Source organism: Roseixanthobacter liquoris (assembly GCF_043195135.2).
Classification (GTDB): domain Bacteria; phylum Pseudomonadota; class Alphaproteobacteria; order Rhizobiales; family Xanthobacteraceae; genus NCEH01.
The window spans coordinates 3,447,324-3,468,796 of sequence record NZ_CM195537.1; the positions used below are offsets into that span (position 1 = coordinate 3,447,324).

A 21,473-nucleotide genomic window follows, 5' to 3' on the forward strand; every position below is an offset into this window, starting at 1 on the left:
CGCGCACCGCCGCCTCCGCCCGCGACGGCGGACCGCCGGTGCGCCTTAGCTGTCGTTTCCAAGAAGGTTGTTCAGCCTTTTCCAAGGTGGCAGTCCGCCGAGAGCGGTGTGGGGTCTGGAGAGATTGTAGGTGTCTGCCCAGGTGTGGGCGGCGGCCGCCCGTTCCCTTGAGGAGCAATAGGGCCTGGCGTAGGCCCACTCGCGCAGGGATGTCTGGATGAAGCGCTCGGCCTTGCCGTTAGTGCGCGGGGTGTAGGGGCGGGTGCGGACGTGACGGGCGCCGGCGTCCCGCAAGGCATCGGCGAATAGCCTGGAGCGATAGGCCGAGCCGTTGTCGGTCATCACCCGCTGGACGGTGATGCCGTGGCGGGCATACCAGGCCAGGGCCCGCCGCAGGAAGCCGGTGGCATCCTCGCGCCCCAGGCTCGGCAGCAGCTCGACATAGGCCAGGCGCGAGGCGTCATCGACGGCGACGTGCAGGTGTTCGTAGCCGATCCCCCGGGCCCGGTGATGGCCCGCATGCTGGCCGGTGATGCGGTGGCCGATCCCATCGATCCGGCCCAGGCTCTTGATGTCCATGTGGATAAGTTCGCCGGGCGCCGCCTTCTCGTAGCGGACGACCACAGGTTTGGGGTCCAGCGCCGAGAGCCGGCCCAGTCCCAAGCGCCGCAGGACCGCCCCAACCGTGGAGCGCGCCATGCCGAGCAAGGCTGCGATCTGGGGGCCGCTCATGCGCTGGCGCCGGAGCCGCTCGATCTCGGCCACCCGCCCTGCCGGCGTGGCACGGGGACATCGGCGGGGCGCCGAGCTGCGGTCACAATGCCGGCCCGCGCCCCCTCGCCGATGCCGGCCCAGCCACTTGTAGGCCGTTCGCACCGATACACCAGCAGCGGCCGCCGCCGACCGTACGCGCCAGCCCGTCTCTATCCGATCCACAAGCAGGGCTCGACCCGACGGTGTCAGCCGGGCATTCTTATGAACGTTCATCCGGGAAGCTCCGGCTCAGGGTTGGTTGGCTCGCAACCCCAGCTTCTCAGCCAAGCTCCGGATGAACAACCTTCATAGCTTCGACACTTAGCGCGCGATGCGATACGCCCCGGTGATGGAGGGCGCGCCCTCGGTCTCCACCTGCCCCTTTTCCACCAGATGCTCCAGATGGGCGAGCACGGTGAGCGCGGCGGCGCCGAACAGGCGCGGATCGAGGCCGATATAGATGCCGCGTACCAGTTCGGGAATGGCGGAGGTGCGCTCCAGCCCGCGCAGGATCGCCGCCTCGCGGGCGTGGCGATGGTTGAGATAATCGCGCACGAAGGCGGGCGCGTCGGTCACCGCCGGGCCGTGGCCGGGCAGATAGAGCGTCTCGCTGCGCCGGGCGAGCTTTTCCAGCGAATGCACATAATCGCCCATGGAGCCGTCGGGGGGCGCGACGATGGAGGTCGCCCAGCCCATCACATGGTCGCCGGAGAACAGCAATTCGTCCTCGTGCAGGGCGAAGGCGAGATGGTTGGCGCAATGGCCGGGCGTGGTGATCGCCTCCAACGTCCAGCCGCCGCCGGTGAGCACGTCCCCGTCGGCGAGCACGATGTCCGGCACGAAATCGGTGTCGGCGCTCGCGTCCATGGGATTGATCTCGCCGATGAACAGGGGACGCGCCGGGCGATGCGGCCCCTCCCCCACGGTGCGCGCGCCGGTGGCCGCCTGCACCGCCGGGGCGCTGGGAGAATGGTCGCGATGGGTGTGGGTGATGACGATATGGCTCACGCTCTCGCCGCGCACCGCATTCAGCACCGCCGCGACATGGGCGGCATCGTCCGGGCCGGGATCGAGGATCGCCACGTCCCCGCGCCCGACGATATAGGTGCAGGTGCCGGTAAAGGTGAAGGGCGAGGGGTTCGGCGCCACGATGCGGCGCACGTTGGGCGCTACCTGGTCCACCTGTCCGGGCGGCACGTCGAAGCGCCGGTTAAACGCAATGTCATCGCTCATGGGCAATTTTTCGCAGGCTGGCGGGCGCGTCGCGGAGTAATGTCGCGCCGCAGTTGAGGATCGCAAGGACGAGTCGCATGACAATCTTCCGCAGCTTCGCTGGCAAGGCAAATGCGCGGCTGCGCCGCGGCGCCCGCCTGACGCTCGTCGTCGGCGCGGCGATGGCCGGCACACTCTCCGGGGCCGGCGCCGCGCTGGCGCAGGAGGCCTATCCCAGCGGCCCGTCCAGCGTGAACATGACCTGCGCGCAGGCGCTGAGCTTCGTGACCAAGGCGGGCGGCACGGTGCTCGCCACCGGCGGGCTGACCTATGACCGCTATGTGCGCGACCGCTCGTTCTGCAATTATTCCGACGTGACCAAGCCGGCCTTCGTGCCGACGCGGGACGTGAAGCAGTGCTTCGTCGGCTACACCTGCATCGATCCGACCACGGACACGGGCGGGCGGCACTGAGCGGCGCGCGCGCAAGGCCCACACCGCCGCCCATGACAGGCGCGGCCATGTGGCCGCGCCGGACGTCACGAAACGGGCGCTCGCGTCACACCCCGTAGCCGCGCTGCTTCAATACCTCGCCGATTTCCTCCAGCACCGCCGGATCGTCGATGGTGGCGGGCGCTGTCCACACGTCCGCGTCGGCGATCTTTTTCATGGTGCCGCGCAGGATCTTGCCGGAGCGCGTCTTGGGCAGGCGCGCCACGGTCACCGCCAGCTTGAAGGCGGCGACCGGGCCGATGCGGTCGCGCACCAGCCCGACCAATTCCTTCTCGATGATCTCCGGCGCGCGCCGCTCGCCGGCCTTCAGCACCACGAAGCCGCACGGGATCTCGCCCTTCAGCGCATCCTTGACGCCGATCACCGCGCATTCCGCCACATCGGGATGGGAGGACAGCACTTCCTCCATGCCGCCGGTGGACAGGCGATGGCCGGCGACATTGATGATGTCGTCGGTGCGGCCCATCACGAACACATAGCCGTCGTCATCGAGGAAACCGGCGTCGGAGGTTTTGTAATAGCCCGGGAATTCGGCGAGATAGCTCTCGCGGAAGCGCTCGTCCTGCTGCCACAGGGTGGGCAGGCAGCCCGGAGGCAAGGGCAGCTTGATGACGATCGACCCCATCGTGCCGTTGGGCACCGGCTTTGCCGCTTCGTCGACGATATGAAGATCGTAGCCGGGAAGCGGCACCGTGGGCGAACCAGGCTTGATCGGCAGCAGGCCGAGCCCCACCGGATTGCCGGCGATGCCCCAGCCGGTTTCCGTCTGCCACCAATGGTCGACCACCGGCACCTTCAGCTTGTCCCCGGCCCAGGCCACCGTATCGGGATCGGCCCGTTCGCCGGCGAGAAACAGGGTGCGCAACGAAGAGGTGTTGTAGCGCTTGAGGAAGGTCGCGTCGGGATCTTCCTTCTTGATGGCGCGCAAGGCGGTGGGCGCGGTGAACAGCGCCGCGACCTTGTGCTCGGCCACCACGCGCCAGAAAGCGCCGGGGTCCGGCGTGCCCACCGGCTTGCCCTCATAGATCACGGAGGTGCAGCCCATGAGCAGCGGGCCATAAACGATGTAGGAATGGCCCACCACCCAGCCGATGTCCGAGGCGGTCCAGAACACGTCGCCGGGCTTGAGGCCATAGAGATTGTCCATGGTCCAGCGCAGGGCCACCATGTGGCCGCCGGTGTCGCGCACCACGCCCTTGGGGATGCCGGTCGTGCCAGAAGTATAGAGGATGTAAAGCGGGTCGGTGGCGCCCATGGGGGTGCAATCCACACCCCGCCCGGCGGCGGCGGCGGCGGCGCGCTGCTCGGCCCAGTCGAGGTCGCGCCCCTCCAGCATGTCCGCCGCCAGCTGCGGACGCTGGAGGATCAGGCATCCCGAGGGCTTCACATTCGCCATCTCGATCGCGGCGTCCAGCAGCGGCTTGTACGGCACCACGCGGTTGGGCTCGATGCCGCACGAGGCGGCAAGAATGACCTTCGGCGCCGCATCGTCGATGCGCACCGCCAGTTCCTTCGCGGCAAAGCCGCCGAACACCACGGAATGAATGGCGCCGATGCGCGCGCACGCCAGCATGGCGATCACCGCCTCGGGCACCATGGGCATATAGATGACCACCCGGTCGCCCTTGCCGACGCCCATGTCGCGCAGCACCGCGCCGAGGGTGCGCACCTCCGCCAGCAAGGTGGAATAGGTGATCTCGCGCTTGACGCCGGTGACCGGGCTGTCGTGGATCAGCGCGACCTGTCCGCCGCGACCGGCATCCACATGGCGATCCACGGCGTTGAAGCAGGTGTTGCACACCCCGCCCACGAACCAGCGGCCATAGGGCCCAAGGTCGGGATCGAAGACGGTGCGCGGGGGTGCGATCCAGGCGATGTCGCGTGCCGCTTCTCCCCAGAAGGCCTGCGGATCGCTCTGCCAGCGGGCATAAACTTCGCCATAGCGGCTGGAGCCCAGGTCGAGCATGGCACATTCCTCCCGATAGACGTGCTCTGATTGGCGCGCATGATGCGCGGGCGTTTTCACAACGCAAGTCCGCTCTACTGCGTAAGACCTTGGTCGACTACACGGGGTGATTGCGCCGGCCCGAACGGCTCAGCTAGGTTCTGCCCGCCGTTACGGCCCAAAAAGGGGGAAGCGCCATGGTGAGCATATATGATCGCGATCTCGACCGGACGCCCGCCAATTTCCAGCCGCTGACCCCGCTCGGCTTCCTGGAGCGCGCCGCGAGCGTGTTTCCCGAGCACACGGCGATCATCCACGGGACCTTGCGCCGCAATTATCGCGACTTCTACGCCCGCGCGCGGCGCCTCGCCTCGGCGCTGGAAAAGCGCGGGGTCGGCCCCAACGATACGGTGGCGGTGATGCTGCCGAACGTCCCGGCCATGCTGGAAGCCCATTATGGGGTGCCCATGTGCGGGGCGGTGCTGAATTCGCTGAACACCCGCCTCGACGCGGCGATCCTCGCCTTCACGCTCGAGCACGGCGAGGCGAAGGTGCTGATCACGGACCGCGAGTTCTCCCCCGTCATCAAGGCGGCGCTGGCGATCTCCACCAACAAGCCGATCGTCATCGATTATGACGATCCCGAATTCACCGGCTCCGGCAACCGCATCGGCGAGATGGAATATGAGGATTTCCTCGCCACCGGCGATGCCGACTATGAATGGGCCATGCCCAGCGACGAATGGAATGCCATCGCGCTGAACTATACCTCCGGCACCACGGGCGATCCGAAGGGCGTGGTCTATCACCATCGCGGCGCGCATCTGCTCGCTGTCGGCAATGTGGTGACCTGCGCCATGGGCCGGCATCCGGTCTATCTCTGGACGCTGCCCATGTTCCATTGCAACGGCTGGTGCTTTCCCTGGTCGGTCTCGCTCGCCGCCGGCACGCACGTGTGCCTGCGGCAGGTGCGGGCGAAGCCGATCTTCGATGCGTTCGCGGATTATGGCGTCACCCACATGTGCGGCGCGCCCATCGTCATGTCGACGCTGCTGAACGCGCCGGAGAGCGACAAGCGTCCCCTCCCGCACGTGGTCGAATTCATCACCGCCGCCGCCCCGCCCCCCGCCGCCGTGCTCGCGGCCATGCAGGAGGCCGGCTTCAATGTGACCCACGTGTACGGGCTGACCGAAGTGTACGGCCCCGCGGTGGTGAACGAATGGCATGCGGAATGGAACGATCTGCCGGCCCCGGAGCGGGCCGCGAAGAAATCCCGCCAGGGGGTGCGCTACGGCGCGCTGGAGGCGCTGGACGTGATGGACCCCGATACCATGGTCCCCGTGCCGGCCGACGGCGAGACCCTGGGCGAGGTGATGTTCCGCGGCAATGTGGTGATGAAGGGCTATCTGAAGAATCCCTCCGCCACCGAAAAGGCGTTCGCCGGCGGCTGGTTCCATTCCGGCGACCTCGGGGTGAAACATCCCGACGGCTATGTGCAGCTCAAGGACCGCTCCAAGGACATCATCATTTCGGGCGGCGAGAACATCTCATCAATTGAAGTTGAAGACGCGCTCTACAAGCATCCGGCCGTCAGCGCGGCCGCCGTGGTGGCCCGGGCGGACGACAAATGGGGCGAGACCCCGGTCGCGTTCGTGGAATTGCGCGAGGGCGCAAGCGTCACGGTGGAAGAGCTGATCGCCCATTGCCGGGCCCATCTCGCCGGTTACAAATGCCCGCGCCACATCATTTTCGACGAGATCCCGAAGACCTCCACCGGCAAGATCCAGAAGTTCAAGCTGCGGGAAATGGCGAAGGGAGCCTGACCTGCCGCAAGGGCACGCGGGGGTTCGGAACGCAATGACCTTCCGTTCCGAACCTGACCAAGCGGTAATATGCCGGCCATCGTTTTTTCACATCCCCTGGGCGTATGGTGCGCGAAAGTCTCCAACGCCAGGACCGCGATGCGCTCCCTTTTCCGTCTGCTCGGCGATATCCGCCGTCTTGCCCTGCCCTATTTTCGCAGCGAAGAGCGCTGGAGCGCCCTCGGCCTGCTGGCGGCGGTGATCGCCCTGGAACTCGCCTGGGTCTATGCCACGGTGCTGTTGAACGAATGGAACAGCGCCTTCTACAACGCCATCCAGGAAAAGGACTTCCCGGCCTTCCAGAAGCAATTGCTGGTGTTCTGCGGCATCGCCATCGGCGCGATCATCGTTGCCGTGTACCAGATCTATCTCAAGCAATGGCTCCAGATCCGCTGGCGCCGCTGGCTGACCAAGCGTTATCTCGACCATTGGCTGGCCGACGAGACGCATTATCGGCTGCGCCTCTCCGGCGATTCGGCGGACAATCCCGACCAGCGCATCGCCGAAGACGTGAACATGTTCGTCAGCCAGACCATCGGCGTCGGCATCGGGCTTCTGGGCACCATCGTTTCGCTCGCCTCGTTCAGCGTGATCCTGTGGGGCCTGTCCGGCTCCTATGACCTCAAGCTCTTCGGCACCAATCTCCTCATTCCCGGCTATCTGTTCTGGGCGGCCCTGATCTATGCCGGCGTCGGCACATGGCTCGCCCATCTCATCGGCAAGCCGCTGGTGCGGCTCAATTTCGACCAGCAGCGCTACGAAGCCGACTTCCGCGTCGACCTGGTGCGCGTGCGCGAGAATGCCGAGCAGATCGCGCTGCTGCGCGGCGAGCCGGCGGAGGAACGCCGCCTCACGGGCCGCTTCGCCCGCATCCGGGAGAATTTCTTCGCCCTCATGGGGGCGCAGAAGCGCCTGACCTGGTTCTCCGCGGGCTACAACCAGATCTCCACCATCTTTCCCTATGTGGTGGTGTCGCCGGCCTATTTCTCCGGCGCCATCCTGCTCGGGCCGATGATGCAGACGGCCTCCGCCTTCTCGTCCGTGCAGAGTTCCTTCTCTTTCTTCATCTCCTCCTATGCGACCCTGGCCGAGTGGACCGCGGTGGTGAACCGGCTCACCGGCTTTGAAGCCTCCATGGCGGCGGTGAAGCGCGATGCCGGCGCGCCGGCCTTCCGGCATGTGGAGAGCGGCGGCGCCGAGGTGCGGCTGGCGAACCTGGACGTGCGCCTTCCCGACGGCAGCCCCCTGCTGCATGCGCAGGGCATCGCCGCCCATCCCGGAGAGCGCGTGCTGGTGACCGGGCCGTCGGGCGCCGGCAAGACCACGCTGCTGCGCGCGATCGCCGGCATCTGGCCGTTCGGCGAGGGGGAAATCGCCCTGCCCGCGCAGGCACGGCTGATGATCCTGCCGCAGCGGCCCTATATTCCCGCCGGCCGCCTAGACGCCGCCCTCTCCTATCCCGCCGAGCCGGAAACCTACGAGCGCGCCCAGCTGGAGGAGGTGCTGGCGGCGGTGGGGCTTCCCGCGCTTGCGACGCGGCTCGACGAGGCGGCGGCCTGGCCCCATGTGCTCTCGCTCGGCGAACAGCAGCGCCTCTCCATCGCCCGCGTGCTGCTGGTGCGGCCCGACGTGCTGCTGCTGGACGAGGCCACCGCCGCCCTGGACGAACCCCTGGAGGCGCGGCTCTATGCTTTGATCGCGCAGCGCCTGCCGCACGTGGTGCTGCTGTCCATCGGCCATCGCTCCACCCTGGTTGGCCTGCACGATACGGCGCTGGCGCTGGAGGGCGCGCAATCCCCCCGCACGCTGGCGCCGTCCCAATTGGCTCCGGCAGCATGAGGCGACGCGTCGCATAGGATCCGAAGGCTCAATGCTGCCGGACAGTGCAATGCAGCAAAAGGAAAGGTAGCGGGAGGCGACCTTCACCTGAGTAAACCGATTTATTCACGCATTCGATAACTTGCGCGACACCCTTTAACTTGCCCTTAGGGTTTGCTATAAAAGGACAACCATCGGGTGTTTGGATCATGATTTTAGTCGGACGCAAGTTGACCCGTTTCACGACGCTCCGCTAACGGGGAAGTCTTATGCGCAAGGTTCAGGAGTTGATGAACGTATTGTCGATGTTCTTTTTCGTCGCTTGTGCGGCGATTTTGACATGCTCGATGATTGCGTCCACAGCTTACTCGCTTTTCGTCTTCCTCTTTTACGGGTTTGCTCTGCCTCAGGCGGCCATGGCCGGCTTTGACCTGCTGTTCAAGCTCATCATGTGCGCCATTGCTGCCCTGGTCATGTCGATTTTCTGTCGCGCGGTGGCGCGCCTCAGCGCCGAAATGGCCGAGGCTCCGGTCGCCCTGAAGCCCTCCCTTCAGCGCAAGTCGATTTCCGAATAGCGCCGCGCCCGCTCCGCTCGGGCCATCTGCCGCGGGTGAACCGCAGGGCGCGGGACCCGCACACGCCCCGCATTCCAGATCTTTTGCCCGTCGTGCGCATTGACGGTGGCGCCGCCAGCCCGTAACGCCTGGAAAGGCTGGGTGTGAGGCGAAAACCATGATCTTCAAACGGGATCTGCGGCGGGTCCGTGTGGCTCTCACGTCGCGGATCTTCTGGAAGCGTCGAGTCGTCTTCCTGCTGGGCGCGATCGCCGTGGGCCTCGCCTCCGTTCTGTTCGCCGCCGCCGCCGATCGCGGACAGGATCTCTATGTCGCGATCGTGCGCGAAGCGCCCTATGCCTTGCTCATCGTGACGCCGGTCGGCTTCGGCCTGTTCGCCCATCTCACCGCGCGCTATTTCGACGGCGCCCAGGGCAGCGGCATCCCGCAAGCCATTTCCGCCCGGCGCTCGGACGATCCCGCCCATCGGGCCAAGCTGCTCAGCGTGAAGGTCACGCTCGGCAAGGTCGCCCTCACCATCGCCGGCCTCGCGGTGGGCGCTTCCATCGGCCGGGAGGGGCCGACCGTGCAGCTCGGCTGCGCGATCATGGTGATTCTCGCGGGCTTCGTCGGCATCGGCCGCGCCAACGGCCTGATCCTCGCGGGGGCCGCGGCCGGCATCGCCGGCGCCTTCAACACGCCGCTCGCCGGCATCATGTTCGCCATCGAGGAGATGGCCAAATCCTACGACAAGCGCCTCTCGGGCATGATCTCCTACGCCGTGGTCATATCCGGCATGGTGAGCCTGCTCCTGGTCGGGCAATATTCCTATTTCGGCACCATTCCGGCGGAGGCCTTCCCCCAGCAGATCGGCTGGACGGCGGTTGCCGCCTGCGCGGTCATGGGCGGCATCGGCGGCGCCATTTTCTCGCGCGGGCTGGTCGCGCTCTCGTTTGCCAAGGGCGGAATGATCGGCCGCCTGAAGCGCACGCCCTGGCTCTATGGCGGCCTCATCGGCCTCGTGGTGGCCGTGCTCGCCGTGACGACCGACGGCTTCGCCGGCGGCTCGGGCTACGCCCCCACCCGCGACCTGCTGGAACAGGGCATCACCCATCCCTGGTGGTACGCCCCGATCAAGCTCGTGACCACGCTGCTGTCCTCTGCCGCCGGCATTCCCGGCGGGCTGTTCTCGCCCTCGCTCTCCGTGGGGGCGGGCTTCGGCGCGGCGCTTTCGGGGATTCTGCCCCACATCGACGTGCGCGCGCTCGCCATGCTGGGGATGGTGGCCTATTTCGCCGGCGTGGTTCAGGCGCCGCTGACCGCCTTCGTCATCGTTATGGAAATGACCAACGAAGTGCATCTGGTGGTGCCGCTGCTGGCAACCGCCCTGCTGGCCGCCGGCCTCTCCCGCCTGCTCGCGCCCGAGCCGCTCTATCACGCGCTGTCCTATGCGTACGACCCCAAGCCCGTGTCGCCCCCGCCGTCCCGCCCGGCGGCCTCCTGACCCTCGGTCGATGCGGTCGAGCGTCACCGCCTCGGCGTTCGGCCCGGATCAGGCCAGTTGCGCGCCCGCCCGGGCCAGCAATGCAGGAAAGTCATCGCCCGCCAGGACGGCATATTCGCGCGCGCGCTGATCGGTGACGGGATCGCGGCTTGCGAGCACGGCATCGGGATGGCCGGGATGCACCATCGCAAGGCCGCCATCGGGAAGCCCCGCGATGAAATGGCCGAGCAGCGCCGCGAAATCGTGCTGCGGACCGAAATCATACGCGCCGGCAAATCCATCATTGGTGGGAAGGCCCCGCGCCCGCGCCTGGGTCGCAAGTCCGGTGGCAAACAGTCCGAGCAAGCGGGCCTTGGCATCGAACCCGAGGCGCGCCCGCGGGGCCGGCGTGCAATCGCGCACACGGGCACCGGGCGCATGGCGCGCCGTCGCCTCCAGCACCACGCCCCGAATGCCGGGCAGAAGATGCACATGCTGGTGCCCGTCCACATGCGCCGGCGGACGGCCGAACGCGGCGTGAAACGCCTGGAACTGGGCCTCCACCTCGGCGCGGACCGCGCGCGCGTCCAGCCGGCCGGTGAGCGCGCGCAGGACGAGGGTCCGCAACGGCGCGAAGGCCGCGCCGCCGAGCGGATCGGCGGCGAGCGGGGTGAATCCGCCCGTGAACGTGACATGCAGTCCGATGCTGGCGGAGACGCGCGTGGATTTCGCTTGCAGCGCCGCATCGAGGCGCGCGGCCTCCGCGGCAAGGCCGGGAAACACGGTCATCACCGAGGTGGCGTTCAACCGGCCCGTGACCAGCAGCGCGCGGATCGCTTCCGACACACCCGGCGCGAGGGCATAATCGTCCGCGCAGATCCAGATGGACTTCACGGCCGCATCATCGGGCGGGCGCCCCGGTCGGCATAATCGGCGGCGGGTGCGGCGGCTTCCTCGTCATGGCGCAGCGCATGGTCGGCGACGAAATAGACCGGGCGCGCTTTGATCTCGGAGAGGATGCGCGCGATATATTCGCCCATCACGCCGATCACCAGCAATTGCACCCCGCCGATCACCATCAGGCCGACCACGAGCGACGGATAGCCCGGCACGGGGATGCCCCAGAACAGGCGCTCGATCACGATCCACACGCCATACAGGAAGGCGATGCCGGCAAGCCCGGCGCCCACCAGACCGGCGAGCCGCAAAGGCGCGGGCGAGAACGAGGTCAGCGCTTCCATGGACAGGCTCAGCAGGCGGAAAAAGCTCCAGCTGCTGGACCCGTGGGTGCGCCCCGCGGGGCGATAGGGCACGGCGATCTGCCGAAAGCCGATCCAGCTCGACAGGCCCTTGAAGAAGCGGTTGCGCTCCGGCAGGCGGCGCAGGGCCGCCGTGGCGCGCGGCGACAGCAGGCGAAAATCCGCCGCATCCTCGGGAATGCGCGTGGAGGCCCCGAAATTCAGCAGCTTGTAGAACACCTTGACGAACCAGCGCCGGGAGGCCGCCTCATCCATGCGATCCGCCTTGACCGCATAGGGCACGTCATAGCCCTGGTCCTTCCAGAGGCCGACGAAGGTTTCGATCATCTCCGGCGGATGCTGGCCGTCGCCGTCCATGAACAAAAGCGCATCGCCGCGCGCATGGTCGAGCCCGGCGAGCAGGGCGGCTTCCTTGCCGAAATTGCGCGACAGCGCCACCACCTGCACATCGACGCCGAGGGCCGGCAGTTCGGCCGCGACGGTCGCGCACGCGTCCCGGCTGCCGTCGTCCACATAGACGATCTCGATCCGCATGCCGCGCGCGCGGGCCACCGCATGGGCGCAGGCGCTGAGCTTGGCGTGAAAGCTCGGCAGGCCATCCGCCTCGTTGTAGACCGGAACGACGATGCTGAGGTCGGGTGTCATGGGAAAGCCGCCCTTGGCGCCGCTGGCAATTTTCACCCGTTTAGCCGGGATCGTGGGGATAGGCGAGAGACTCGACATTTTTTTAGGACCCAAGGGAACCGCGTGCCCGGAGCTGCGTTGAAGCGATGGACACTGCTCTCCCCCCGGGCGCTGTCCACAGACGCGGTCGCCTCCCCCGGGCGGCCGCGTTTTCCGTTTCAGATGTTGATATCCGACGCGCGGTCGAAATTTGCGGCGGGTCAATGAAGGAATTGTGGCCAATACTTAAGCTGAATTAAATGTCGCGGACACGAGCTAAGGTCGTGTCGCCGACACGGCTAGGAGAGGCCATTTCCGATGATCCGGGACATTCTCGTCAATCTCACCAACGGCGGCGCGCGTGACGCGGCCGGCGAATTCGCCATTCACCTCGCGGGCCGCCTGTCCGCCAACCTCACCGGCTTGGCCGTCACCTATGAAATGGAAGTGCCGCCCTTCTACATGGGCGCGCTGCCGACCGATTTCATCGATGCGCAGATCAAGGAAAACGAGGAAGCCGCGCTGAAGGCGGCGGAGCGGTTCTCGCACGAAGCCTCCGCGGCCGGGATCGTGTACGAAACCCGCACGCTCAGCGCCTCGCTCGGCATCGCGGCGAATCGTTTCGCGAGCATGGCCCGCCTGTTCGATCTGACCGTGGTCGCCCAGCCCGATCCGGATCGTCCCGGGCCGGAAGAGGTGATCGCCGAGACCGTGCTGATGGACAGCGGGCGCGCGGTGATGCTGGTTCCCTACGTGCAGACCCAGCCGCTCGGGACCGGCCGCGCCGTGATCGCATGGGACGGCAGCCGCGCCGCCGCCCGCGCCCTCAACGAAGGCATGCCCCTGCTGCATCAGGCCAAGGCCATCGAGGTTCTCTCGATCATTCGCGGCAACGAGGATGAAGACAGCTTCGAAGGCTGCGCGGAAGTGGCCCGCCACCTTGCCCGCCACGGTCTCAAGGCGGACGTGCACAAGCTGCATATCGGCGCCGGACAGCAGGTGGCCGACACGATCCTGAACGAAGTGTCGGACCAGGGCGCGGATTTCGTCATCATGGGCGGCTACGGCCACTCCCGGTTGAAGGAGCTGGTGATGGGCGGCGTCACCCGCGAAATCCTCGACACCATGACCGTGCCGGTGCTGATGGCCCATTGAGGCCCAAGGCGGCGCGAGGCCGCGAACGGCCGCACCACAAGCCACGCTGAAACAATAACGGCGCCTCAAGGGGCGCCGTTTCTATTTTGGAGCCGATCGCGGCTGCCCCTGAAGGCATGGGTCGGCGCGGCTTATCCGAAGCGGATCACTCGCCCTTCTTGGAGCCGCCCAGCTTGGCGAACACGGTTTCCAGATCCAGCGATTCCCGACGGCCGCTCGGCGCATGGTCGGTATCGTCCTCGTCCTGGCGGGTCGTGACATCGGCGGGCAGAAGGGTCGCGCCCTTCTCCTCGCCGGCCGGGGCGGCGGGTCGATCCTTGGCGGCGCGCTGGACTTCCATGTCGAGATCGATCTGGCTGCACAGGCCGAGGGTCACGGGATCCATCGGGGTCAGGGCCGCCGAATTCCAGTGGGTGCGTTCCTTGATCTGCTGAATCGTCGCCTTGGTGGTGCCGACCAGGCGGATGATCTGCGCGTCCTTCAATTCGGCATGGTTGCGGATCAGCCACAGGATAGCGTTCGGGCGATCGTGGCGGCGCGACACCGGGGTGTAGCGCGGCCCCTTGCGACGCTTCTGCTCCGGCAGGCGCACCTTGGATTCCTGCAACTTCAGCCGGCGGCTCTCATTCTTCTCCGCAAGATCGATCTCCTCGCGGGTGAGCTGGCCGTTGGAGATGGGATCGAGCCCCTTGATTCCCTGCGCCACTTCGCCGTCGGCGATGCCCTTCACTTCCAGCGGGTGAAGTTTGCAAAAATCGCCGATCTGCTCGAACGTGAGGGCGGTATTCTCCACCAGCCAAACGGCCGTCGCTTTTGGCATCAGGGGGGTGTTGGATGACATGGGCTGCCTCTGAAGCTTCTCTTAGGTGGACATTCACGACACCTGGGGCGCAAATCTGCGCGAGGTCGCTCCGGGCCGGGAGCGAACCGCGGATGTCTCACGATGTCCGGGATGCCTTTAATATAAGCGCCTGTGCAGTCTTATGCAAATGCTCCCCCGCGGCAGCGTGCGAATCCGTCCCTGCGGGCCGCGCCGCTTGACAGGCAGGGTGCCGGCGAGGCTTTTCAGCGTCTGAACCCTGGAACACATGAATCATGGAAGAAAAGCCCCCGCTCCGTGTCCTGCTCTGCGCTCCGCGCGGCTTCTGCGCCGGCGTCGTGCGCGCCATCGACGCGGTGGAGCGGGCGCTGGAACTCCATGGCGCGCCGGTCTATGTGCGCCACGAGATCGTGCATAATAAGTATGTGGTGGAAGGGCTTAAGAACAAGGGCGCGATCTTCGTGCGCGAGCTGGACGAGATCCCGCCCACCAGCGCGCCGGTGATTTTTTCCGCCCACGGGGTCGCGAAATCGGTGCCGGAAGACGCGGCCGCGCGCAATTTCTTCTCCATCGACGCCACCTGCCCGCTGGTCACGAAGGTGCATCGCGAGGCGCAGGTGCATCACAAGAAGGGCCGCGACATCCTGTTGATCGGCCACCGGGGCCACCCGGAAGTGGTGGGCACCATGGGGCAGTTCGAGCCCGGCGTGGTCACGCTGATCGAAACCGCCGAGGATGCGCGCGCCTTCATCCCGCGCGATGCGAACAACCTCGCCTATGTGACGCAGACCACCCTTTCCATCGACGACACGGCGGAGATCGTCGCCATCCTGACGTCGCGCTTCCCGGCGACGGTCGCGCCCCACAAGGAAGACATCTGCTATGCCACCACCAACCGCCAGGAAGCGGTGAAGAAGGTGGCGCCCAAGGTGGATGCCATGGTGGTGGTGGGCGCGCCCAATTCCTCCAATTCCCAGCGCCTGCGCGAGACCGCCACGCGCGAAGGATGCGGCGTCGCCGTGCTGGTGCAACGGGCGGCGGACATCGACTGGCCCCGCTTCGAGGGCATCTCCAGTCTCGGCGTGACCGCCGGCGCCTCCGCGCCCGAAGTGCTGGTGGAAGAAATCCTCGACGCATTCGCGGAACGCTACACCTTGCATGTGGAGACCGTGACCGCCGCCCAGGAAGACGTGTTCTTTCCCCTGCCCCGCGCCCTGCGCCCCGACGCGGCGGAATAGAACGTGGCTGTCTATACCGACGTTTCGGCCACGAGCCTTGCCGAATTCCTTGAGCGCTACGATATCGGCACGCTGGAATCCTTCCACGGCATCGCCGAGGGCGTGGAGAATTCCAACTTCCTGCTGCAAACCAGTCGCGGCACCTTCATTCTCACCTTGTACGAGAAGCGGGTGGACCCGGCGGACCTGCCGTTCTTCATCGGGCTAATGCAGCATCTGGCCGCGCGCGGCCTGTCGTGCCCCGAGCCGGTGGCTGGGCGGGACGGCTCCATGCTGGGGGAACTGGCCGGCCGGCCGGCGGCGATCGTCACGTTCCTGCGCGGGGTTTCCGTGCGCCGGCCCACCGCCGCCCAATGCGGGCAATTGGGCGAGGCGCTCGCGCGGCTGCATCTGGCTGGCGCGGATTTCGCGCTGAAGCGGCCGAACGCCCTGTCCGTCGCCGGCTGGCGCCCGTTGTACGCCGCCGCCCGCGACCGGGCCGACGAGGTGATGCCGGGCCTGGCCGAGACCATCGGCACCGAGCTTGCGGAGCTGGAAAGCGGGTGGCCGCGCGGCCTGCCCGCCGGGGTCATCCATGCCGACCTGTTTCCGGACAACGCCTTCTTTCTCGACGATCGGCTCTCCGGCATCATCGATTTCTATTTCGCCTGCACCGATCTCTACGCCTATGACGTCGCGGTGTGCCTGAACGCCTGGTGCTTCGAGCAGGATGGTGCCTTCAACGCCACCAAGGGCCGGGCGCTTCTGGCCGGCTATCAGACCGTGCGGGAGCTGGTGCCCGGCGAGGTCGAGGCCCTGCCGCGCCTCGCGCGCGGGGCTGCGCTGCGGTTCCTGCTGACCCGCCTCGTGGACTGGCTGAACGTGCCGGAAGGCGCGCTGGTGCGCCCCAAGGACCCGCTGGAATATCTGCGCAAGCTGCGCTTCCACCGCGCCGTGGACAGCGCCCGCGATTATGGGCTGACCCCATGAGCGCCCGCATCGAGATCTGGACCGACGGCGCCTGTTCGGGCAATCCGGGGCCGGGCGGCTGGGGCGCGGTTCTGCGCTCGGGTCCGCACGAGAAGGAACTCTCCGGCGGCGAGGCGCACACCACCAACAACCGCATGGAGCTGATGGCCGCCATCAGCGCCCTGGAGGCGCTGAAGAAGCCGAGCGCGGTGGATCTCCACACCGACAGCGAATATCTGCGCAACGGCATCACCAAATGGGTCGCCGGCTGGCGCCGCAACGGCTGGAAGACCGCCGACAAGAAGCCGGTGAAGAACCAGGATCTGTGGGAGCGGCTCGACGCCGCCCTCGGCCGCCACGAGATCGCGTGGCATTGGGTCAAGGGCCACGCCGGCAACGAACTGAACGAGCGCGCGGACCAGCTGGCCCGCGACGGCATGGCCCCCTTCAAGGGCGGCGGCTTCGCCCGCGTCGGGGCGGGTTAGGGCCGATCGCCATCCACGGCGGGACGTGCTTGCGGCCGCCGCCGCCATGCGCGGGCTTGTCCCCTCACAACCGTGACGACCGATCGGGGAACGACACGGGCGCCTTCAAAGAGGCCATGATCCCGCGAGATGCCGATCGGCCTCGAACGGATCGCGCACGGCGTCGCGCCATTGCAGGCGGCGCCCTTGAATGCCGAAGGCTCCGAGCCCAGCCCCTCCCTCAGCCGAGTCCCTCAGCCGAGCGCAGCGGCGTAGTCGGCCTCCTTGAAACCCACCATCAGCCGGCCGCCCAGGTCCAGCACCGGCCGCTTGATCATGGAGGGCTGGGCCAGCATCAGCGTCACCGCCTTGGCCTCGTCGAGGCCGGTCTTCTCGGCTTCGGGCAGCTTGCGGAATGTGGTGCCGGCGCGATTGAGCAGCACCTCCCATCCGAGCGCCCGCACCCAGGTTTCCAGCGTCGCGCGGTCGATGCCCTGGGTTTTGTAGTCATGGAACGCATAAGCGACCCCATGGGCATCGAGCCAGGCCCGGGCCTTTTTCATGGTGTCGCAATTCTTGATGCCATAGATCGTCGCCGTCGCCATGGTGCCGTCTCTTCGCTGATCTGTATGGGTTCTAGCATCTCAGGCCGCGTGCCCGCACGACCCTGACGCGGGCACGCCCGCAGCCATTCGCCGCCCCGGCGCCTGCGCGCACAGCACAGGAAAGAAATTAATTAAATCGCATTTTTAATTATTGATGTGAGATTACGGAGCCGCTAGCCTTCCTTCCAATCGGCGCGGATTCAGACGCCTGTCAGGAGGAAATGCATGTCCAAGCGCGTTCTCGCGGCCCTTGCGCTCGCCTTCACGGCCGCCTTGCCGGCCATGGCCAGCGCCGAATGGGTGCCCAATCGTCCGATCGAATTCGTCGCGGCGGCCGGTCCCGGCGGCGGCACCGATACGTTCGCCCGCGTGGTGCAGTCGGCGATCAACAAGAACAATCTTCTGCCCACGCCCATCATCGTCACCAACAAGGCGGGCGGCAGCGGCGCGGAGAGCTTCATCTACGCCAAGACCAATCCCGGCGATCCCAACAAGCTCTATTTCGGCACGCAGGACGTCTATGTCCTGCCCCTCGCCTCCAAGCTGAGCTACAAGCTCGACGACCTGACACCGGTCGCGGCCATGACCTTCGATCCGTTCCTGCTGTGGGTGAATCCCGCCTCCGGCATCAAGGACGTGAAGGATTTCGTCGCCCGCGCCAAGGAAAAGCCCGGCCAGTTGAAGGTCGGCGGCGCCAAGGCCAAGGAAGCCGACGAAACCCTCATGACGCTGGTGGAGCGCGCCGCAGGCATCGATCTCACCTATATCCCCTACAAGAGCGGCAGCGAGGCGGCGGTGCAGCTCGCGGGCGGCCATATCGACGCCAACATGAACAATCCCAGCGAAAGCGTGGAGCAATGGCGCGCCGGCGTGCAGAAGCCGCTGTGCGTGTTCGAGGAAACCCGCCTCGACAACAAGACCGAAATCTTCGAGGGCCAGTCCTGGGCCTCCATCCCCACCTGCATCGAGGCGGGGCTCGACATCAAGTCCTTCGCCCAGCCGCGCACCGTCTGGCTCGCCGCCAAGATGCCGCCCGACGTGGTCGCCTTCTACATTGACCTGTTCAAGAAGGTCGCCCAGACGCCGGAATGGAAATCCTATGTGGAGCGCGGCGCGCAGATCCCCCGCGTGCTGACGGGCGATGAATTCGCCGCCTTCATCAAGAAGCACGAGGCGGAATACACCAAATACTACGAAGCCAACGGCTGGCTGGTGCGCTGAGGCTGAACGCCCCCTTCCGCGCGGCCGTGCGCCGCGCGGGTCCGGTTTCGGAGACATGCCATGATTTCACGCTTCCGCATGGATGTGGGCTTTGCCCTGCTGGTGGCGCTCGCGGGCGCCGTGGTGAGCTATAATTCGCTCGAAAACGGCATCGCCTGGGGCTCCTCCGGGCCGGAGCCGGGCTATTTTCCCTTCTATGTGGGCTGCCTGATCATCCTCGGCGCGTGCGGCGTGCTCGGGGAAGCCGTGGTGCGCCGCCGGGAGGAAGCCGAGCCGTTCGTGACCGCCGCCAAGCTCGCGGCGCTCGCGCGCTTCTTCCTGCCGGTGGTGGCCTTCGCGCTCGTCTCGGCCGTCCTCGGTCTCTACATCGGCATGGCGCTCTATGTGTTCTACGCCCTGGCCGTGCCGGGCGGGTTCCGCTGGCCCACCTGCATCGGCGGGGCGCTGGCGGTGACGATCGTCTCCTTCATCGTATTCGAGAAGCTGTTCCAGGTGCCGCTGCTGAAGGGCCCGGTCCTCGACGCTCTCGGCATCTATTGAACAAACCGGGCGGAAACACGCGATGGGCAATTTCGGTCAGCTCATGGACGGCTTCGCCGTCGCGCTCACCTTCAACCATGTGGCGATCATGGTGGGCGGGGTGCTGCTGGGCCTGGTGGTGGGCGTGCTGCCCGGCCTCGGCGCGCCGAACGGCGTCTCGCTGCTGCTGCCGCTCACCTTCACCATGGACCCCATCTCGGCGATCATTCTTTTGACCTCCATGTATTGGGGGGCGCTGTTCGGCGGGTCCACCACCTCCATATTGTTCAATATTCCCGGCGAACCCTCCTCGGTCGCCACCACGTTCGACGGCTATCCGATGGCGCGCAACGGGCAGGCCGCGCGGGCGCTGACGCTCGCCTTCTCCTCCGCCGGCATCGGCGCGCTGACCGGCGTCATCGTCATCACGCTCCTGTCGGGCTGGGTCGCGAATTTTGCCCTGCGCTTCGGCGCGGCGGAATATTTCGCGGTCTATTTCATGGCCTTCGCTTCCTTCATCGGCATGAGCGGCGGCTCCCCCTTCCGCAGCCTCGTGTCGATGATGATGGGCTTCGCCTGCGCCACCATCGGCATGGACACCATTTCCGGCGCGAGCCGCCTCACCTTCGAGATGGACGAGCTGATCGGCGGCATTTCCTTCCTGGTGGCGGTGATCGGCCTGTTCGGCTTCGGCGAGTTGCTGCTGACCATGGAGGAGGGGCTGAAGTTCGAAGGCGTGAAGGCCCGCCTCAGCCTGCGCGAGATCTTCCGCACCGTGTGCGAGCTGCCGCGCTATTTCGTGACCATCGTGCGCAGCGCGCTGATCGGCTGCTGGATGGGCATCACGCCCGGAGGCCCCACGGCGGCGTCCTTCATGTCCTATGCCATGGGGCGGCGCTTTTCCAAGCGCGGCAAGCATTTCGGCAAGGGCGAGCCGGAGGGCATCGTGGCCCCGGAAACCGCCGATCATTCGGCCGGCTCGTGCGCCCTTCTGCCCATGCTGGCGCTCGGGATTCCCGGCTCGGCCACCGCGGCGGTGATGATGGGCGGGCTGATGATCTGGGGCCTTGCGCCCGGGCCCATGCTGTTCACCACCCAGCCGGATTTCGTGTGGGGCCTGATCGCCTCCATGTATCTCGGCAATCTCATCGCCGTGGTGCTGGTGCTCGCCACCGTGCCGCTGTTCGCCACCATCCTGCGGGCGCCGTTCACCGTCGTCGGCCCGATGATCGTCGTGGTCTGCGTCATCGGTGCCTATACGGTCGCGAGCCACGTGTTCGACCTGTGGCTGGCGCTGGGTTTCGGCGTGATCGGCTATATTTTCAAGAAGCTGGAGTATCCCCTCGCCCCGTTCGTGCTGGCCATGGTGCTGGGCGACAAGGCGGAGGATGCCTTCCGCCAGGCGATGCTCAGCTCCGGCGGCTCGGCCTCGATCTTCTGGTCCAATCCGCTGGTGGGCACGATGATGGCATTGGGCGTGCTGCTGCTTCTGCTGCCCGCCATCGGCGCGGTGATGGGGCGCCTGCGCGGGCCGCGCGGAGCGGAGGCGGTGTGATGGCGAATCAGTGCTACCAAAGGGATATTTGGCCCACCCGACGCCGGATGATCCTGTCATGACGAGCTCCGCGCACATCGTCCGCCATTCGCTGCACGAAACCCTCGTGGCGCCCTTGCGGGACATGATCCTGCAAGGCGAACTGAGGCCCGGCGAGAAGGTGCCGGAAGAGCAGCTGTGCGCCCATTTCGGCGTCTCCCGCACCCCCATCCGCGAAGCCCTGAAAGTGCTGGCGGCGGAAGGCGTGCTGCAAATCCTGCCCCATCGCGGCGCGATCGTCGCGCGCATCACCGAGGAGCAGGTGGAGGAGTTGTTCCCGATCATGGCGTCGCTGGAAGCGCTGGCCGGCGCGCTCGCCTGCCGCAACGCCACGGACGCGCAGATCGCCAAGGTGCGGGCGCTGCACGAGCAGATGATGTTCTATTACCGGGCCGGCGACGAGCCCGCCTATCTCAAGCAGAACCGCCTGATCCACGACGCCACGTTCGAGCTGGCGGGCAATGCCACGCTCGCGTCCTTCTATCATCAGGTGCTCACGCGCATTCACGCGTGCCGGTTCGTGATGCGCAAGAGCACCGCGCACTGGCGCCAGGCGGTGGCGGAGCACGAGCAGATGATCGCCGCTCTGGAAGCGCGCGACGGGCCGCGCCTGTCCAAGCTGCTGGAAGACCATGTGACCGGCACGACCGTCGGCATCGCCCGCGAATTCATCGCCCGTGAGAGCGCCGCCGACGGCGCCGCGGGCCGCGAAGGCGCGGGCGCGGGAAGCGCGGGGGAAGGGCCGGCCGGGGGGCGGCCCGCAGACACCGCGCTTCCCACCCCTGCCCGGCGCGCGGTCGGCCGGCCGCGCAAGATCCGCGCCGAATAGCAGAAGACGCATGCTCCCT

General features: G+C 66.8%; 20 protein-coding genes. 13 read left to right on the top strand and 7 right to left on the bottom strand.

The features are described from left to right. Positions 1 to 45: 45 nt before the first annotated feature. Together V5F84_RS15555 and V5F84_RS15560 are read right to left on the bottom strand one after the other, a co-directional pair. Positions 46 to 987, bottom strand: coding sequence for an IS481 family transposase (locus V5F84_RS15555; RefSeq protein WP_509277113.1), 942 nt, complete (start codon positions 985 to 987; stop codon positions 46 to 48). 87 nt (positions 988 to 1,074) lie between these two features. Continuing rightward, on the bottom strand, positions 1,075 to 1,986 hold the full coding sequence (locus V5F84_RS15560) for an MBL fold metallo-hydrolase (protein WP_394044544.1): 912 nt from the start codon (positions 1,984 to 1,986) through the stop codon (positions 1,075 to 1,077). Positions 1,987 to 2,063: 77 nt separating this feature from the next. Between V5F84_RS15560 and V5F84_RS15565 the strand changes: the two genes are divergently transcribed. Continuing rightward, positions 2,064 to 2,438 (top strand): hypothetical protein, encoded by a 375-nt coding sequence (locus V5F84_RS15565; RefSeq protein WP_394044546.1) that lies wholly within the window; start codon positions 2,064 to 2,066, stop codon positions 2,436 to 2,438. Between the two features lie 85 nt (positions 2,439 to 2,523). Here V5F84_RS15565 and V5F84_RS15570 read toward each other — a convergent pair whose 3' ends face one another. Beyond that, the gene (locus tag V5F84_RS15570; protein WP_394044548.1) at positions 2,524 to 4,443 is read right to left on the bottom strand and encodes a propionyl-CoA synthetase; all 1,920 of its coding nucleotides are present in this window, start codon (positions 4,441 to 4,443) and stop codon (positions 2,524 to 2,526) included. 176 nt (positions 4,444 to 4,619) lie between these two features. Here V5F84_RS15570 and V5F84_RS15575 point away from each other — a divergent pair, with 176 nt between their 5' ends. The 4 genes from V5F84_RS15575 (at position 4,620) to V5F84_RS15590 (ending at position 10,160) form a co-directional block, all read left to right on the top strand. Next, positions 4,620 to 6,245 carry an acyl-CoA synthetase gene (locus tag V5F84_RS15575; protein ID WP_394044550.1) on the top strand — a complete coding sequence of 542 codons (1,626 nt, stop codon included), beginning with the start codon at positions 4,620 to 4,622 and terminating at the stop codon, positions 6,243 to 6,245. A 138-nt stretch (positions 6,246 to 6,383) separates the two neighbouring features. Further along, positions 6,384 to 8,123 carry an ABC transporter ATP-binding protein/permease gene (locus V5F84_RS15580; protein ID WP_394044552.1) on the top strand — a complete coding sequence of 580 codons (1,740 nt, stop codon included), beginning with the start codon at positions 6,384 to 6,386 and terminating at the stop codon, positions 8,121 to 8,123. 248 nt (positions 8,124 to 8,371) lie between these two features. Continuing rightward, complete coding sequence (locus tag V5F84_RS15585) at positions 8,372 to 8,677, top strand: hypothetical protein (protein WP_394044554.1); 306 nt, start codon at positions 8,372 to 8,374, stop codon at positions 8,675 to 8,677. Between the two features lie 157 nt (positions 8,678 to 8,834). Continuing rightward, complete coding sequence (locus tag V5F84_RS15590) at positions 8,835 to 10,160, top strand: chloride channel protein (protein ID WP_394044556.1); 1,326 nt, start codon at positions 8,835 to 8,837, stop codon at positions 10,158 to 10,160. A gap of 48 nt (positions 10,161 to 10,208) precedes the next feature. Here V5F84_RS15590 and V5F84_RS15595 read toward each other — a convergent pair whose 3' ends face one another. Both V5F84_RS15595 and V5F84_RS15600 read right to left on the bottom strand, forming a co-directional pair. Then, positions 10,209 to 11,033 carry a ChbG/HpnK family deacetylase gene (locus tag V5F84_RS15595; RefSeq protein WP_394044558.1) on the bottom strand — a complete coding sequence of 275 codons (825 nt, stop codon included), beginning with the start codon at positions 11,031 to 11,033 and terminating at the stop codon, positions 10,209 to 10,211. After that, positions 11,030 to 12,043: a glycosyltransferase family 2 protein gene (locus V5F84_RS15600; protein WP_394044788.1), complete on the bottom strand. Its 1,014-nt coding sequence runs from the start codon at positions 12,041 to 12,043 to the stop codon at positions 11,030 to 11,032. Before V5F84_RS15600 ends, V5F84_RS15595 begins: the two co-directional genes overlap by 4 nt. A gap of 336 nt (positions 12,044 to 12,379) precedes the next feature. Here V5F84_RS15600 and V5F84_RS15605 point away from each other — a divergent pair, with 336 nt between their 5' ends. Beyond that, positions 12,380 to 13,216 carry a universal stress protein gene (locus V5F84_RS15605; RefSeq protein ID WP_394044560.1) on the top strand — a complete coding sequence of 279 codons (837 nt, stop codon included), beginning with the start codon at positions 12,380 to 12,382 and terminating at the stop codon, positions 13,214 to 13,216. 145 nt (positions 13,217 to 13,361) lie between these two features. Here the strand turns inward: V5F84_RS15605 and V5F84_RS15610 are convergent, their stop codons facing one another. Next, positions 13,362 to 14,057 carry a DUF1013 domain-containing protein gene (locus tag V5F84_RS15610; RefSeq protein WP_394044563.1) on the bottom strand — a complete coding sequence of 232 codons (696 nt, stop codon included), beginning with the start codon at positions 14,055 to 14,057 and terminating at the stop codon, positions 13,362 to 13,364. Between the two features lie 254 nt (positions 14,058 to 14,311). Here V5F84_RS15610 and ispH point away from each other — a divergent pair, with 254 nt between their 5' ends. The 3 genes from ispH to rnhA are packed head-to-tail and all read left to right on the top strand — an operon-like array spanning position 14,312 to position 16,707. Further along, complete coding sequence (gene ispH, locus V5F84_RS15615; RefSeq protein ID WP_394044565.1) at positions 14,312 to 15,274, top strand: 4-hydroxy-3-methylbut-2-enyl diphosphate reductase; 963 nt, start codon at positions 14,312 to 14,314, stop codon at positions 15,272 to 15,274. A 3-nt stretch (positions 15,275 to 15,277) separates the two neighbouring features. Further along, positions 15,278 to 16,243, top strand: coding sequence for a homoserine kinase (locus tag V5F84_RS15620; protein WP_394044567.1), 966 nt, complete (start codon positions 15,278 to 15,280; stop codon positions 16,241 to 16,243). Further along, positions 16,240 to 16,707 carry a ribonuclease HI gene (gene rnhA / locus V5F84_RS15625; RefSeq protein ID WP_394044569.1) on the top strand — a complete coding sequence of 156 codons (468 nt, stop codon included), beginning with the start codon at positions 16,240 to 16,242 and terminating at the stop codon, positions 16,705 to 16,707. The genes V5F84_RS15620 and rnhA overlap by 4 nt, the downstream gene beginning before the upstream one ends. A 233-nt stretch (positions 16,708 to 16,940) precedes the next feature. On the opposite strand, the gene V5F84_RS15630 is transcribed toward rnhA, so the two are convergent. After that, positions 16,941 to 17,291 carry an ArsC family reductase gene (locus V5F84_RS15630; RefSeq protein WP_394044571.1) on the bottom strand — a complete coding sequence of 117 codons (351 nt, stop codon included), beginning with the start codon at positions 17,289 to 17,291 and terminating at the stop codon, positions 16,941 to 16,943. A gap of 225 nt (positions 17,292 to 17,516) precedes the next feature. Between V5F84_RS15630 and V5F84_RS15635 the strand changes: the two genes are divergently transcribed. The 4 genes from V5F84_RS15635 to V5F84_RS15650 are packed head-to-tail and all read left to right on the top strand — an operon-like array spanning position 17,517 to position 21,454. Next, entirely contained in the window at positions 17,517 to 18,512 is a 996-nt protein-coding gene (locus V5F84_RS15635) for a Bug family tripartite tricarboxylate transporter substrate binding protein (protein ID WP_394044573.1), read from the top strand. Positions 18,513 to 18,572: 60 nt separating this feature from the next. Continuing rightward, positions 18,573 to 19,052 carry a tripartite tricarboxylate transporter TctB family protein gene (locus V5F84_RS15640; protein WP_394044575.1) on the top strand — a complete coding sequence of 160 codons (480 nt, stop codon included), beginning with the start codon at positions 18,573 to 18,575 and terminating at the stop codon, positions 19,050 to 19,052. Positions 19,053 to 19,074: 22 nt separating this feature from the next. Beyond that, the gene (locus V5F84_RS15645; RefSeq protein WP_394044577.1) at positions 19,075 to 20,586 is read left to right on the top strand and encodes a tripartite tricarboxylate transporter permease; all 1,512 of its coding nucleotides are present in this window, start codon (positions 19,075 to 19,077) and stop codon (positions 20,584 to 20,586) included. Between the two features lie 58 nt (positions 20,587 to 20,644). Then, positions 20,645 to 21,454, top strand: a complete 810-nt coding sequence (locus tag V5F84_RS15650) for a GntR family transcriptional regulator (RefSeq protein WP_394044579.1) — start codon at positions 20,645 to 20,647, stop codon at positions 21,452 to 21,454. The last annotated feature ends 19 nt before the right edge of the window (positions 21,455 to 21,473 follow it).